The organism is Brevundimonas sp. MF30-B, assembly GCF_004683885.1.
Classification (GTDB): domain Bacteria; phylum Pseudomonadota; class Alphaproteobacteria; order Caulobacterales; family Caulobacteraceae; genus Brevundimonas.
Genome location: NZ_CP038440.1, coordinates 1619962 through 1632938 on the forward strand (window position 1 = coordinate 1619962; position 12977 = coordinate 1632938).

Below are 12977 nucleotides of genomic sequence, written 5' to 3' on the forward strand. Positions count from 1 at the left end.
CGTGCGACGGCCGACGTCAGAAAAGCTCCAGCTGAGGCCGGGCGTCCGTCGGAACGCGGAAACGGCTCTCGTCCAATTGATGACGCGGCCCGTTCAGCCCGTGCCGTCTGACCGCTGCCTTGAAGCGAGCGGCCAGCAGGTCAGCAACCGGGCCCGTGCCCTTCATACGCTGGGACCAGTCGGCGTCATAATCCTTTCCCCCGCGCGTCTGGCGGATCAGGGACATGACGCGCGCCGCGCGGTCAGGCCGGTTCTCAGCCAGCCATTCGCGGAAAAGATCCTTGATCTCCAGCGGCAGGCGCAGGGTCACATACATGGCCGAGGTCGCCCCCGCCTTGGCGGCGGCTTCCAGCACGGATTCCATCTCATGGTCGTTCAGGCCGGGGATGACGGGGGCGAAGCCGACGCCGACGGGACAGCCCGCGTCAGCCAGTCGGCTGATAGCCTCCAGCCGCTTGGCGGGCGTTGAGGCGCGGGGCTCCATGGCGCGGGCCAGCTTGCGGTCGAGAGTCGTAATCGACACGAACGCCGAGGCCAGGCCGTCACGCCCCATCGGGCCCAGGATGTCGGCGTCGCGTGTGATCAGCACCGATTTGGTGATGATGCTGAACGGATGGTTGAACCGCTGCATGACCTCCAGAATCGACCGGGTCGACCGCGTTTCGCGCTCGATCGGCTGATAGGGGTCGGTATTGCCGCCTATGTGGATGCGTTTGCAGACGTAGCGGGGCTTGAGGAGTTCTTGCTCCAGCAGACGCGCGGCCTCGGGCTTGAAGAAGATCCGGCTCTCGAAATCCAGGCCCGGGGATAGGCCCATCCAGGCATGGGACGGACGGGCGTAGCAGTAGATGCAGCCATGTTCGCAGCCTTTGTAAGGGTTGATGGAACGGTCGAAGCCGATGTCAGGCGAGGTGTTGCGCGCGATGATGGTGCGAGCGTGCTCGGGTGTGAGCGTCGTGCGCAGCGGCGCGGCTTCGGCGTCGTCGGCGGTCCAGCCGTCGTTGAACGCTTCTCGCACCTGGCCTTCGTACCGCCCGCTCGCATTGGAGACCGCACCTCGTCCCTTCGACATCGCCATGATCCGAGCATGTAACAGTGGGCAGAACAAAGCAAGAACATTATGGTTCCAATAAAGCCCGCCGAAGCGGGCTCTGGCAACCATGGTGCGGATGAGAGGACTCGAACCTCCACGCCTCGCGGCGCTGGAACCTAAATCCAGTGCGTCTACCAGTTCCGCCACATCCGCAAGGTTCGCGCCCGCTGTAGGGCGCCGCGGGCAAAGAGAAAAGGCCCGGGATCGCTCCCGGGCCTTTCCGTCGTCGTGGCAGGACTTTTAGTGGTCCTTGTCGTCGCCCGGCATGTGCGGGACGGGCGGCGGAGGTGCGTCGGGATCGGCTTCCGGCACATCGATGATGCCTTTGCCGACGTGGCTCTTGCGGTAGCCGTAGAGGAAGTAGACCACGAGGCCCAGCGCGCCCCAGGCAGGCAGCACCAGCTTGGCGTCGGTCGGCAGGTTGAAGTAGAGGCCCACCGTGCCGATGATCGCCAAGGGCGCGATGATCCAGACCGCCGGCGTCTTGAACGGGCGGTGACGGGTTGGGTCTTTCCGACGCAGAATCAACACCGCGATCGCCACCATGAAGAAGGCGAACAGGGTGCCCGAGTTGGCGATGTCCGCCAGCTTGCCCACCGGGAAGAAGGCCGCGAAGAAGGCTACGCCGGCGCCGGTGATCATGGTCACGATGTGCGGCGTCTTCCACTTGGGGTGGATCTTGGCCAGGAAGCCCGGCAGCAGACCGTCGCGCGCCATCACGAAGAAGATGCGGGTTTGACCGAACAGCATGATCAGGATGACCGAGGGCAGGGCCAGGAAGGCCGCGATGCCGATCAGGTCGCCGATGCGCTCGTGGCCAAGCTCCCGAAGAACGTGGGCCAGGGCTTCGCGCGAACAGACCAGCGGCTGAGAGCCGTCGGCGGCAAGCGCCTGGCACTGAGCGGCCAGGGCCGAGCTGCCCGGAGCGAGGATTTCGCCGGCCGGACCAGGCACAGGCTGAGCGCCCAAGGCCCCGATCGCGCCCGCGGCGACCAGCAGATAGAAGATGGTGCAGATCAGCAGCGAACCGACCAGGCCGATCGGCACGTTGCGCTGCGGATCCTTGGTTTCCTCAGCGGCCGTCGAGACGGCGTCGAAGCCGACGTAGGCGAAGAAGATGGTCGCCGCCGCGCCGACGATGCCCAGGCCTTGCCCCGTAGTGTCGAACCAGCCTTTCGGCGCGAACGGTTCGAAGTTGGAGCCCTGCATCACCGGGATGGTCAGGACGATGAAGGTGCTGAGCGCCAAGACCTTGATCGCCACAAGGATGGCGTTCACGCGGGCCGATTCAGTCGTGCCGAGCATGAGCAGCAGGGTGATCAGCAGGGCGATGCTGAGCGCCGGGAGGTTTACGACGCCGCCAGCGTAGGGGCCGGCCGCGATCGCAAGGGGCAGCTCTATGCCCCAACTGCCTAACAGCCCGATGAAATAGCCGGACCAGCCGACCGACACCGCCGAGGCCGCCACCGCATATTCCAGGATCAGCGCCCAGCCGACCGTCCAGGCCAGCAGTTCGCCCATCACGGCGTAGGTGTAGGTGTAGGCCGAGCCCGAAACCGGCACCATCGAGGCCAGTTCCGAATAGCACAACGCCGCCACGGCGCAGACCGCAGCGGCGATGACGAAGCTCCACATCATGCCCGGACCGGCCTTCTGGGCCGCTTCCGAGGTCAGGACGAAGATGCCGGTGCCGATGATGGCGCCGACGCCAAGAAGCGTCAGCTGCACGGGACCCAGGGTGCGGGTCAGTGAATTCTTCTGGGCCGTCGCCAGAATCGCGTCGAGCGGCTTAACGCGCCACATGCAGGATTTCCCCCTCGGAAATTGACTGTTCGCAACGCTTTCCGCGCTGCGCTGGCGCGGACGCTAGACGGCAATGTCCGCAGGCGCAACGCGGTTTCCGTTGTGTGAACGTCCGCCGACGCTTTCGTGACCGGGCCCTAAGCGGCTAAGGGCGGACGCCATGCTGCCGATCCACGCCGTTCTGGAGGAGTTGAAAGCGACGCTGAGAGGCGGGGCGACCGCCGTGCTGGCGGCGCCGCCGGGGGCGGGAAAGACCACGGTCGTCCCCATGGCGCTCCTGGACGAGCCATGGGTGGCGGGACGGCGCATCCTGGTGCTGGAGCCGCGACGCCTCGCCGCACGCGCGGCGGCGGCCCGCATGGCCCAGACCCTTGGCCAGAAGCCGGGCGAGACGGTCGGATACCGCACCCGGCTGGAGAGCCGCGTCGGACCGACCACGCGGATCGAGGTCATCACCGAGGGTGTCTTCACCCGCATGATTCTGGACGACCCCGGGCTGGACGGTGTGGGCGCGGTCCTGTTCGACGAGTTCCACGAGCGCAGCCTGGACGCGGACCTGGGCCTGGCCCTGGCGCGCGACAGTCAGCAGGCGCTGCGGGACGATCTGCGCATTCTGGTGATGTCGGCGACGCTGGACATCGCCGGCGTCTCACGCCTGCTGGGCGGCGCGCCCGTGGTTCAGGCCGAGGGGCGCGCCTATCCGGTCGAAACCCGATACCTGGGCCGCGATCCGGCCGAGCGGCTGGAGACGGCCTTGGCGCGGGCCGTACTGACCGCGCTGAGCGAAGAGACAGGCTCGATCCTGGTATTTCTGCCGGGGCAGGGTGAGATCCACCGCTTGGCGCGCCTGCTGACCGAGCGCGTGCGCGATCCGTCTGTCGAGATCGCGCCGCTGTTCGGCGCCATGGACCGGGCCGAGCAGGATCGGGCGGTTCAGCCGGCCGAGCCAGGCCTGCGCAAGGTGGTGCTGGCGACCTCGGTGGCCGAGACCAGCCTGACGATCGAGGGCGTGCGGGTGGTGATCGATTCGGGCCTGTCGCGCGTGCCGCGCTTCGATCCCTCCAGCGGCCTGACCCGCCTGGCCACGGTTCGCGTCAGCCGGTCCTCGGCCGAGCAGAGGCGGGGGCGGGCGGGCCGCGTCGAGCCAGGCGTCTGCTATCGGCTGTGGGACGAGGAGCAAACCCGCGGCCTGGTCCCGCACCAGGCGCCGGAGATCCGCGAGGCCGATCTGACCGGCTTCGCCCTGGACCTGGCGCGGTGGGGCGCCCGCACGGCCGCGGGGCTGGCCCTGCTGGATCCGCCGCCGACCGGCGCCTTCGCCGAGGCGCGGCGGGTGCTGACGCAAATGGGCGCACTGGACAGCGACGGCGGCCTGAGCGACCACGGTCGACGGCTGGCCGGCCTGCCGCTGTCGCCCCGTCTGGCGCATTTGACGGCTGTGGCCGCGGATGCGGGCGAAGCCCTGCTCGGCGCGCGGATCGCGGCGGTGCTGAGCGAGCCGGGTCTGGGCGGTTCTGCGGTCGACCTCGATGAGCGGCTGAAGGCGCTGGAGCGCGATCGCACGCCTCGCGCGCGAGACGCGGTGAAGCTGGCCGACCGCTGGGCGCGGGCGGCCGAGCGGGGGCGCAAGCGCGGGGGCAGGGCGGTCGACGCCGGCCTGCTGCTGGCCGAGGCCTTCCCCGAGCGCCTGGCCCGGGCTCGAGGAAAGCCGGGGGAGGTCGTGCTGGCCTCGGGCCGAGGCGCTTTCATGGATCCCGCCGAGGGGTTGGCTCGCGCTCCATGGCTGGCGGTGGCCGAAATGGGCGGGGGCGACAGCCGCGACCGCATCCGCCTGGCCGCCGCCCTGGATCCGGCGCATCTGGACGACGCGCTGGCGCATCGGATCGAGATCGAAGACCGGCTGGTCCGCGAGCCATCGGGCCGGATGACGATGAAGCGCCGCCGCCGCATCGGCGCCCTGACGCTGGACGAACGCGATCTGGGTCCGCCGGACAAGGCGGCGATGGCGGCGGCGCTGAAGGCGGAGGTTGAGGCCGAGGGGCTGACGGGTCTGCGTTGGGGTGAGCAGGCTTCGGCCCTGCGGGCGCGGCTGGCCTTTGCGCGCGGTTTCGACGACACCTGGCCGGACGTCTCGGAAGAAGGGCTGATGGCGCGGCGTGAAGACTGGCTCTGGCCCCTGCTGGACGGCGTGGCGGCCATGGATCGGATCGGAGACGGCGCCCTGGCCGAGGCGCTGCGCGGTCTCATCTCATGGGATATGCAACGGCGTCTGGACGAGGTGGCGCCGGCGCGCCTGACCACACCCCTGGGTTCGGCGGCCATCGACTATGGGGCGGACGGCGGGCCGCGCGTGGACATCCGCGTGCAGGAACTGTTCGGCGTCACGACGCACCCGACGGTCGGCGGCGGCCGCACGCCGCTGACCTTGGCCCTGCTGTCGCCCGCACGGAGGCCGATCCAGATGACCAAGGACCTGCCGGGATTCTGGACTGGTTCCTGGAAGGATGTGCGCGCCGACATGCGCGGCCGCTATCCCCGCCATCCCTGGCCCGAGAACCCCGCGAAGGCCGAGGCCACCAGCCGGGCCAAACCGCGCGGTCGCTGACGTCAGACCGGCAGGTTGTCGATCAGCCGGGTCTTGCCCAGCCAGGCGGCGGCCAGGATGCGGGCCGGAGCGTCGATGGCGTCGGCGAAGGGCGCCAGGTCGTCCGCGCGGCGGATGGCGACATAATCGACCCGATTGAAACCTGCTTCCAGCAGCGCTTCGCAGGCCCAGGCTTCCGCGTCAGAGAACGAGGCATCACGGGCGCGGGCGGCGGCTTCGGCCAGGACCCCGTTCAGCCTTCGCGCGATCCCCAGTTCCGGCTCGGACAGGTAGGCGTTGCGCGAAGACAGGGCCAGGCCCCAGCCGTCGCGCCCGGTGGGCGCGCCGATGATGCGGGTCGGGATGTCCAGGTCCGCCGTCAGACGGCGCACGACCATCAGCTGCTGATAGTCCTTCTCGCCGAAGACGGCGATGTCGGCCTGTACCTGGTTCAGCAGCTTGGCCACCACCACGGCGACGCCGCCGAAGAAGTGAGGACGGAATTCGGTCTCCAGACCTTGCGACGGACCGCCGACCTCGATGCGGGTGGCGAAGCCCTCGGGATACATTTCGGCTGGATTAGGCGCGAACAGCAGATGGCAGCCGGCCGAGGCGAGGAGCTCGGCGTCCTGACCTTCCTGGCGTGGATAGGCGCCGAGGTCCTCGTGGGCGGCGAACTGGGTCGGATTGACGAAAACGGAGGCGACAACGCGATCGGCCTGGGCGCCCGCCTCGCGCACCAGGGACAGGTGGCCGTCGTGCAAAGCGCCCATGGTCGGCACGAAGCCGATGCTGAGGCCCTGGCGGCGCCATTCGCCGACGGCGGCGCGCAGATCGGCAACGGTGCGGACGACCGGCAGGGGCGGAGTGGTCATTTCGGGCGGTCCTTGGGCGTTAAGGCTGTTTCAAAGGCCTGGGTTCAGCATGGGCTTATGACGCCCATCCGTTTCAACCGTCCAGCGTTCGTCGCGCTCGGCCTGGCCCTTCCCCTGCTGGCGGCCTGTGGCCAGGGCGAACCGGACCCGCACCGGTTCGAGAAGATGGCGCGGTTGGTGGCCGACATCGAGGCGCCGTTGGACCCCGCACTCTATAATGATGCGCCGTCGCCGTCGCGGACCGCTGGACTGCGCCCGGCGATGTCACCGCTCCAGGTCGAGCTGATGACGCCGCACGAACTGTGGGACGCGCGTGACGGCGTGGTTCGCGAGGCGGTGGTCGAGACCGCGCCGGTGCTGATGGAGCAGGCCGCGGTCGCGACGGCCGGTCGGCTGGGCCTGTCGTCGGAGCCGGAACCGGCCTCGCCACCAGCCGCGTCCGAGGGTCGCGTGATCCAGCTGGGCGCTTACGCCAGCGAGCGCGAGGCCCGTCTCGCCTGGGCCCGTGTGGCCGATCGCGAGGCGCTGGCGGGGTTCTCGCCGATCCTGCAGGTGGCCGAGGTCAACGGACGGCGCTGGGTGCGGCTGCGGATCGGCCCTGTTCCTACCGAGCGCGCAGGGGCGGTTTGCGCCGCCGCCGGCGTGGACGATCCGTGGTGCCGCGCGGCGGCGTGAGCGCCATCCACATCTTAACTTTAAGCGTTCGTTGACGAATGGCCGCCGGGCGCTGATTCTGCCGGCTGGATGGATCGCGGCGAGTCGCCGCCGTCCGAGCAACGGATTTCGCGGATCATGGCGCAGCCTCAGGTCATCGTCGTCGGTAATGAAAAGGGCGGGGCGGGCAAGTCGACCCTGGCCATCCATATCGTCACCGGCCTTCTGCACGCGGGAAAGCGCGTGGCGGTAATGGATCTGGACCTGCGCCAGAAGTCGCTGTCGCACTTCTTCGCCCACCGCGCGGCCTGGACGGCGGCCAATGAGCAGCCCCTGCCGATGCCGTTCGAGCCCGACATGGGCGACGGCAAGGCCCTGGCTCGCGCCTCCGAAGACGAGCAGCTGGCCATGTTCGAGGCCGCCTTCGCCGCCGCGCAGGACTGCGACGTCATCCTGATCGACACGCCGGGCGGCGACACCGCCCTGTCGCGCGCCGCGCATGGTCGGGCGGACCAGATCGTCACGCCGATGAACGACAGCTTCGTGGACTTCGACCTGCTGGGTCAGGTCGACCCGGTGACGCTGGAGCTGCTGAAGCCCTCCATCTATTCCGAGAGCGTGTGGGAGGCGCGCAAGCACCGCGCCATCACCCAGGGTCGTCAGGCGACCATCGACTGGATCGTGGTGACCAACCGCCTGGCCGTGGCCGAGGCCCGCAACCGCCGCCGCCTGGAAGAGCGGATGCAGAAGCTGGCCAAGCGCGTTGGTTTCCGCGTCGGGCCAGGCCTGCGCGACCGAGTCATCTATCGCGAGCTGTTCCCCTTCGGCCTGACGGTGGCGGACCTGTCCAACGACATCCGGCCCGTGGCGGTGTCCCTGGCCCACGTCGCGGCGCGTCAGGAGATGCGCAATCTGATGCAGGCGCTGGGCCTGGACGATGCGGTCCAGTCCATGGACGCGGCGGCTTGAGGTCTTGATGGCCCTGATCTGGCTGGGCCTGGCGGCGATCGCGGTCTGGGCGCTGGTCCGGCTGGGCCGCCAGAGCGAGCGGGCGGGCAGGGGGCATTGGCGGATCACGGCGACCATATTCGGCGCTGTGATGATGGCCGGGGCTCTGCTGGCTCTGGCGCGCGGCGCATGGCTGTTGGCCGGGGCGCTGGGTGCGGGCGGTCTCTATATCATTACGGCCTCTCGAATCCGCATTTCTAACGTCAGGGCGCCGGAGCCGGAGAGCATGACCGACGCCGAGGCCCGGCGCACCTTGGGTGTCGAACCGGGCGCGACCCCGGCGGAAGTGCAGGCGGCGTGGAAGCGTCTGATGGCGCGGGCGCACCCGGATCAGGGCGGTTCCGAGGGCCTCGCCTCGCGTCTGAACGCCGCGCGCGACCGATTGGCGAAAACCTAGTCGTCGCCACGGTTTCACCGCTTGACGGAAACGGAATCGATGGGCATAAGCGCCCCTCTTGTTGGACCGGCTGTGCACCCCCGGGTGCAGACGCGGTTCGCAGGAACGACCTAAGTACCTGTTCTTTGCAGCTTCTTGGGACTTTAGCGGCCTTCGCGGGCAACTGCGTGGGCCGATCGTTTTTGCGGATTGCGTACCCTGAGGGCCTCGTGCCCGAAGGCCTTCGGTCTTTGAAATGGTTCACAGGGACGCGGTCCTCCGACCGCATTGGAAGTAAGCACCGATATGGATCAAAGCATCCGCATCAGGCTCAAGGCCTTTGATCACCGCGTCCTCGACTTTTCGACGCGCGAGATCGTCAACACCGCCAAACGCACCGGCGCGACCGTTCGTGGTCCGATTCCGCTGCCGACCCTGATCGAAAAGTTCACCGTGAACCGCTCGCCGCACGTCGATAAGAAGTCGCGTGAGCAGTTTGAAATCCGCACGCACAAGCGCGTGCTCGACATCGTCGACCCCACCCCGCAGACCGTGGACGCGCTCATGAAGCTCGACCTGTCCGCCGGCGTGGACGTCGAGATCAAGATCTAAAGAAGAAAGAGGCGGGATCCGATGCGCACGGGCGTGATCGCCAAGAAGCTGGGCATGACCCGCGTGTTCGCCGATGACGGCGCGCACGTACCGGTCACTGTGCTGCAGCTCGACGGCTGCCAAGTCGTCGGCCAACGTACCCAGGAGCGTGACGGCTACGTCGCTCTCCAGTTGGGCGCTGGCGTCAAGAAGGCCAAGAACACCAACAAGGCCCAACGCGAAGTCTTCGCCAAGGCCGAGGTTGAGCCGAAGGCCTATGTCACCGAGTTCCGCGTTGACGCGGACGGTCTGCTGGATGTGGGCGCCGAACTGTCGGCCGACCACTTCATCGTGGGCCAGAAGGTGGACATCCAGGGTGAAACCATCGGTAAGGGTTTCGCCGGCGCCATGAAGCGCTGGAACTTCGGCGGCCTGCGCGCGACGCACGGCGTGTCGGTGTCCCACCGTTCGCACGGCTCGACCGGCAACCGTCAGGACCCGGGTCGTACGTTCCCGGGCAAGAAGATGGCCGGCCACCTGGGCCAGGAAACCGTCACCCAGCAGAACCTGACCGTCGTCCGCGTGGACGCCGAGCGCGGGCTGATCCTGATCAAGGGCGCTGTCCCCGGTCACGACGGTTCGTTCGTCAAGGTCCGCGACGCCATCAAGAAGGCTCGTCCGGCCGACGCCCCGTTCCCCGGCGGCGTGAAGTCGAAGAATGGAGCCGCCCAACCCGCCTCGACCCCGGCTGATGAAGCCCCGGCCGAAGCGACCGAAGGCGGTGAAGCGTAATGAAACTCTCGGTCATCAAACTCGACGGCAAGGCCTCGGGCGACGTCGAGCTGTCGGACGCCGTCTTCGGCATCACCGACATCCGCGGCGACATCCTGGCCCGCACCGTGAACTGGCAACTGGCCAAGCGCCGCGCCGGCACGCACAAGGTTCAAACCCGCAACGAGAACTCTCGTACGGGCAAGAAGATGTACAAGCAGAAGGGCACCGGCGGCGCTCGTCACGGCTCGCGTCGCGCTCCGCAGTTCGTTGGCGGTTCGCGCGCCTTCGGCCCGGTCGTCCGCGACCACGGCTTCTCCCTGCCCAAGAAGATCCGCGCCATGGCCCTGCGCCACGCTCTGTCTTCGAAGGTCAAGGCCGGCGACCTGATCGTGGTCGACGCCCTGGATGTGAAGGACGCCAAGACTGCCTCGCTGCGCACCACCTTCGGCAAGCTGGGCTGGACCAAGGCCCTGATCATCGCTGGACCGGAAGTCGAGACCAACTTTGGTCTCGCCGCCCGCAACATCCCGCACATCGACGTGCTGCCGAACGCCGGCCTGAACGTCTATGACATCCTGCGGGCCGACAAGCTGGTGCTGACCAAGGCCGCCATCGAGGCGATCGAAGCCCGCTTCAGCGACAAGGAAGCCGCGTAATGGCCGCTCAACCTACCGCAAAGCACTACGACACCATCCTGGCTCCGGTGATCACCGAGAAGGCCACGATCCTGTCGGAGCAGAACAAGGTCGTCTTCCGCGTCGCCGGCACGGCGACCAAGGACGAGATCGCCGCGGCGGTCGAAAGCCTGTTCAAGGTCAACGTCCTGAAGGTCAACACCCTGGTCCAGAAGGGCAAGACCAAGCGCTTCCGGGGCATCATGGGCCGCCGGGTCGACATCAAAAAAGCGATCGTGACGCTGGCCGACGGCCAGTCGATCGACGTCACCACGGGGCTCTGATCAGATGGCCTTGAAGACTTACAATCCGACGTCGCCGGGCCGCCGCGCCCTGGTGCTGGTCGACCGTTCCGAGCTGCACAAGGGCCGCCCGGAGAAGTCGCTGACCGAAGGCCTGACCAAGTCGGGCGGACGTGGGCAGGGCGGTCGCATCGCCGTTCGCTTCCGCGGCGGCGGCGCCAAGACGCTGTACCGCAAGATCGATTTCAAGCGTCGCAAGTTCGACGCGATCGGCACGGTCGAGCGTCTGGAATACGACCCCAACCGCACCGCCTTCATCGCCCTGGTGACCTATCCGGACGGCGAGAAGACCTACATCATCGCGCCGCAGCGCCTGAAGGCCGGCGACACGATCGTGGCCGGCGAGAAGACCGACGTTAAGCCGGGCAACGCCATGCCGCTGCGCTCGATCCCGGTCGGCACCATCATCCACAATGTGGAGATGAAGCCGGGCAAGGGCGCTCAGCTGGCCCGTTCGGCCGGCGCCTACGCCCAGCTGGTTGGTCGCGATCAGGGCTATGCCCAGATCCGTCTCGGCTCGGGCGAGCTGCGCATGGTCCTGGACGGCTGCATGGCCACGGTGGGCGCGGTTTCGAACCCCGACCACATGAACCAGAACCTGGGCAAGGCCGGTCGCAAGCGTCACATGGGCTGGCGTCCGCACGTCCGCGGCGTCGCCATGAACCCGATCGACCACCCGCATGGTGGTGGTGAAGGCCGGACCTCGGGCGGCCGCACGCCGGTCACGCCCTGGGGCAAGGACACCAAGGGCACCCGCACCCGCAAGAACAAGGCCACGGACAAGTTCATCATCCGTAGCCGTCACGTGAAGAAGGCTCGCTAAGAATGGCCCGCTCCTCCTGGAAAGGCCCGTTTGTCGACGGGTATCTGCTCAAGAAGGCCGACGCCGTTCAATCGTCGGGCCGCAAGGACGTGATCAAGACCTGGTCGCGCCGCTCCACCATCCTGCCGCAGTTCGTCGGTCTGACGTTCGGTGTCCACAACGGCCAGAAGCATGTGCCGGTGATGGTCAACGAGGACATGGTCGGCATGAAGTTTGGCGAGTTCGCCCCGACCCGGAACTTCCCGGGCCACGCGGCGGACAAGAAGGCCAAAAGGAAGTAACCGATGGCCCAGTCCAAGAACGAGCGTCGGGTCGCCCCGACTGAAGCCCGCGCCAAGCTGGTCAACGTCCGCATCAGCCCTCAGAAGCTGAACCTGGTGGCCGCTTCGATCCGCGGCATGCCGGTGCAAAAGGCGCTGAACGAACTCGAGTTCAGCCGCAAGCGCATCGCCACCGACGTCCGCAAGGTCCTGTACTCGGCCGTGTCGAACGCCGAGAACAACCACAACCTCGACATCGACAACCTGGTCGTCGCCGAGGCCTTCGTGGGCAAGAACCTGGTGATGAAGCGTTTCGCGAGCCGCGCTCGTGGCCGCTCGTCGCGCATCCTGAAACCGTTCAGCGAGATCACCATCGTGGTCCGCGAAGCCGGCGAGGCCGCCTGATGGGTCAGAAAATCAATCCGATCGGTTTCCGCCTCGGCGTGAACCGGACGTGGGACAGCCGCTGGTTCGCCGACGGCGCCAACTATTCGCGCCTGCTGCACCAGGACCTGAAGCTGCGTACGTGGCTGAAGGAACGCCTGTCGGGCGCCGGCGTGTCGCGCATCATCATCGAGCGTCCGCACAAGAAGTGCCGCGTGACGATCTACGCCGCCCGTCCGGGTGTCGTGATCGGCAAGAAGGGCGCGGACATCGAGAAGCTGCGCAAGGACATCTCGGCCATGACCGAGGGCGAGGTTCACCTGAACATCGTCGAAGTCCGCAAGCCCGAGACCGACGCCCAGCTGATCGCCGAGAACATCGCGCAGCAGCTGGAACGCCGGATCGCGTTCCGCCGCGCCATGAAGCGCGCGATGCAGTCGGCCATGCGCCTGGGCGCCAAGGGCGTTCGCATCAACGTGTCGGGCCGTCTCGGCGGCGCCGAAATCGCGCGGATGGAATGGTATCGCGAAGGCCGCGTGCCGCTTCACACCCTGCGCGCCGACATCGACTACGGCTTCATCGAGGCCAAGACGACCTACGGCATCATCGGCGTGAAGGTCTGGGTGTTCAAAGGCGAAGTGCTCGAGCACGACCCGATGGCCCAGGACAAGCGCTGGGCTCAGGAAGCCTCGGGTCCCTCGTCCAACGAAGGCCGTGAACGCGGCCCCCGCGGCGACCGCGGCCCCCGTCGCGACCGCGGACGTGAGAACTAAGTC

General features: G+C 67.7%; 15 protein-coding genes and 1 tRNA gene. 12 read left to right on the plus strand and 4 right to left on the minus strand.

Annotation, left to right across the window (positions count from 1 at the left end; all coding sequences use genetic code 11):
- Nucleotides 1-16: 16 nt before the first annotated feature.
- The 3 genes from E4M01_RS08125 to E4M01_RS08135 all read right to left on the minus strand — a co-directional run bounded on the left by E4M01_RS08125 (nucleotide 17) and on the right by E4M01_RS08135 (nucleotide 2896).
- The gene (locus tag E4M01_RS08125) at nucleotides 17-1078 is read right to left on the minus strand and encodes a PA0069 family radical SAM protein (protein WP_135063571.1); all 1062 of its coding nucleotides are present in this window, start codon (nucleotides 1076-1078) and stop codon (nucleotides 17-19) included.
- A gap of 83 nt (nucleotides 1079-1161) precedes the next feature.
- A tRNA-Leu gene (locus tag E4M01_RS08130) sits at nucleotides 1162-1246 on the minus strand.
- An 87-nt stretch (nucleotides 1247-1333) separates the two neighbouring features.
- Nucleotides 1334-2896, minus strand: a complete 1563-nt coding sequence (locus E4M01_RS08135; protein ID WP_135063569.1) for an amino acid permease — start codon at nucleotides 2894-2896, stop codon at nucleotides 1334-1336.
- A gap of 160 nt (nucleotides 2897-3056) precedes the next feature.
- On the opposite strand from E4M01_RS08135, the gene hrpB reads away from it, so the two are divergent.
- Nucleotides 3057-5501: an ATP-dependent helicase HrpB gene (gene hrpB, locus E4M01_RS08140; protein WP_135063567.1), complete on the plus strand. Its 2445-nt coding sequence runs from the start codon at nucleotides 3057-3059 to the stop codon at nucleotides 5499-5501.
- Nucleotides 5502-5503: 2 nt separating this feature from the next.
- Here the strand turns inward: hrpB and panC are convergent, their stop codons facing one another.
- Nucleotides 5504-6355 (minus strand): pantoate--beta-alanine ligase, encoded by an 852-nt coding sequence (gene panC, locus E4M01_RS08145; RefSeq protein ID WP_135063565.1) that lies wholly within the window; start codon nucleotides 6353-6355, stop codon nucleotides 5504-5506.
- Between the two features lie 57 nt (nucleotides 6356-6412).
- Here panC and E4M01_RS08150 point away from each other — a divergent pair, with 57 nt between their 5' ends.
- The 11 genes from E4M01_RS08150 (at nucleotide 6413) to rpsC (ending at nucleotide 12974) form a co-directional block, all read left to right on the plus strand.
- Nucleotides 6413-7030 carry an SPOR domain-containing protein gene (locus tag E4M01_RS08150; RefSeq protein WP_135063563.1) on the plus strand — a complete coding sequence of 206 codons (618 nt, stop codon included), beginning with the start codon at nucleotides 6413-6415 and terminating at the stop codon, nucleotides 7028-7030.
- Nucleotides 7031-7147: 117 nt separating this feature from the next.
- Nucleotides 7148-7978: a division plane positioning ATPase MipZ gene (locus E4M01_RS08155; RefSeq protein WP_135063561.1), complete on the plus strand. Its 831-nt coding sequence runs from the start codon at nucleotides 7148-7150 to the stop codon at nucleotides 7976-7978.
- Nucleotides 7979-7985: 7 nt separating this feature from the next.
- Nucleotides 7986-8414, plus strand: coding sequence for a molecular chaperone DnaJ (locus E4M01_RS08160; RefSeq protein WP_135063559.1), 429 nt, complete (start codon nucleotides 7986-7988; stop codon nucleotides 8412-8414).
- A gap of 285 nt (nucleotides 8415-8699) precedes the next feature.
- Entirely contained in the window at nucleotides 8700-9005 is a 306-nt protein-coding gene (rpsJ, locus tag E4M01_RS08165) for a 30S ribosomal protein S10 (protein WP_003164367.1), read from the plus strand.
- Nucleotides 9006-9026: 21 nt separating this feature from the next.
- Nucleotides 9027-9776, plus strand: a complete 750-nt coding sequence (rplC, locus tag E4M01_RS08170; RefSeq protein ID WP_135063557.1) for a 50S ribosomal protein L3 — start codon at nucleotides 9027-9029, stop codon at nucleotides 9774-9776.
- Nucleotides 9776-10414, plus strand: a complete 639-nt coding sequence (gene rplD / locus E4M01_RS08175) for a 50S ribosomal protein L4 (protein WP_135063555.1) — start codon at nucleotides 9776-9778, stop codon at nucleotides 10412-10414. The genes rplC and rplD overlap by 1 nt, the downstream gene beginning before the upstream one ends.
- On the plus strand, nucleotides 10414-10716 hold the full coding sequence (locus E4M01_RS08180) for a 50S ribosomal protein L23 (RefSeq protein ID WP_135063553.1): 303 nt from the start codon (nucleotides 10414-10416) through the stop codon (nucleotides 10714-10716). Before rplD ends, E4M01_RS08180 begins: the two co-directional genes overlap by 1 nt.
- A 4-nt stretch (nucleotides 10717-10720) precedes the next feature.
- Nucleotides 10721-11557, plus strand: coding sequence for a 50S ribosomal protein L2 (rplB, locus tag E4M01_RS08185; protein WP_135063551.1), 837 nt, complete (start codon nucleotides 10721-10723; stop codon nucleotides 11555-11557).
- 2 nt (nucleotides 11558-11559) lie between these two features.
- Nucleotides 11560-11838: a 30S ribosomal protein S19 gene (rpsS, locus tag E4M01_RS08190; protein WP_135063549.1), complete on the plus strand. Its 279-nt coding sequence runs from the start codon at nucleotides 11560-11562 to the stop codon at nucleotides 11836-11838.
- Between the two features lie 3 nt (nucleotides 11839-11841).
- The gene (rplV, locus tag E4M01_RS08195; protein WP_122468628.1) at nucleotides 11842-12222 is read left to right on the plus strand and encodes a 50S ribosomal protein L22; all 381 of its coding nucleotides are present in this window, start codon (nucleotides 11842-11844) and stop codon (nucleotides 12220-12222) included.
- On the plus strand, nucleotides 12222-12974 hold the full coding sequence (gene rpsC / locus E4M01_RS08200; RefSeq protein WP_135063547.1) for a 30S ribosomal protein S3: 753 nt from the start codon (nucleotides 12222-12224) through the stop codon (nucleotides 12972-12974). Before rplV ends, rpsC begins: the two co-directional genes overlap by 1 nt.
- Nucleotides 12975-12977 lie beyond the last annotated feature (3 nt).

What these genes read in the sequence shown, in the direction of transcription:
- hrpB (WP_135063567.1), top strand. Translation starts at nt 3,057, where the DNA reads ATGCTGCCGATCCACGCCGTTCTGGAGGAGTTGAAAGCGACGCTGAGA.
- E4M01_RS08180 (WP_135063553.1), top strand. Translation starts at nt 10,414, where the DNA reads ATGGCCGCTCAACCTACCGCAAAGCACTACGACACCATCCTGGCTCCG.
- E4M01_RS08135 (WP_135063569.1), bottom strand. Translation starts at nt 2,896, where the DNA reads ATGTGGCGCGTTAAGCCGCTCGACGCGATTCTGGCGACGGCCCAGAAG.
- E4M01_RS08150 (WP_135063563.1), top strand. Translation starts at nt 6,413, where the DNA reads ATGACGCCCATCCGTTTCAACCGTCCAGCGTTCGTCGCGCTCGGCCTG.
- rplB (WP_135063551.1), top strand. Translation starts at nt 10,721, where the DNA reads ATGGCCTTGAAGACTTACAATCCGACGTCGCCGGGCCGCCGCGCCCTG.
- rpsC (WP_135063547.1), top strand. Translation starts at nt 12,222, where the DNA reads ATGGGTCAGAAAATCAATCCGATCGGTTTCCGCCTCGGCGTGAACCGG.
- rpsS (WP_135063549.1), top strand. Translation starts at nt 11,560, where the DNA reads ATGGCCCGCTCCTCCTGGAAAGGCCCGTTTGTCGACGGGTATCTGCTC.
- E4M01_RS08155 (WP_135063561.1), top strand. Translation starts at nt 7,148, where the DNA reads ATGGCGCAGCCTCAGGTCATCGTCGTCGGTAATGAAAAGGGCGGGGCG.
- panC (WP_135063565.1), bottom strand. Translation starts at nt 6,355, where the DNA reads ATGACCACTCCGCCCCTGCCGGTCGTCCGCACCGTTGCCGATCTGCGC.
- E4M01_RS08160 (WP_135063559.1), top strand. Translation starts at nt 7,986, where the DNA reads ATGGCCCTGATCTGGCTGGGCCTGGCGGCGATCGCGGTCTGGGCGCTG.
- rplC (WP_135063557.1), top strand. Translation starts at nt 9,027, where the DNA reads ATGCGCACGGGCGTGATCGCCAAGAAGCTGGGCATGACCCGCGTGTTC.
- rplD (WP_135063555.1), top strand. Translation starts at nt 9,776, where the DNA reads ATGAAACTCTCGGTCATCAAACTCGACGGCAAGGCCTCGGGCGACGTC.
- rplV (WP_122468628.1), top strand. Translation starts at nt 11,842, where the DNA reads ATGGCCCAGTCCAAGAACGAGCGTCGGGTCGCCCCGACTGAAGCCCGC.
- E4M01_RS08125 (WP_135063571.1), bottom strand. Translation starts at nt 1,078, where the DNA reads ATGGCGATGTCGAAGGGACGAGGTGCGGTCTCCAATGCGAGCGGGCGG.
- rpsJ (WP_003164367.1), top strand. Translation starts at nt 8,700, where the DNA reads ATGGATCAAAGCATCCGCATCAGGCTCAAGGCCTTTGATCACCGCGTC.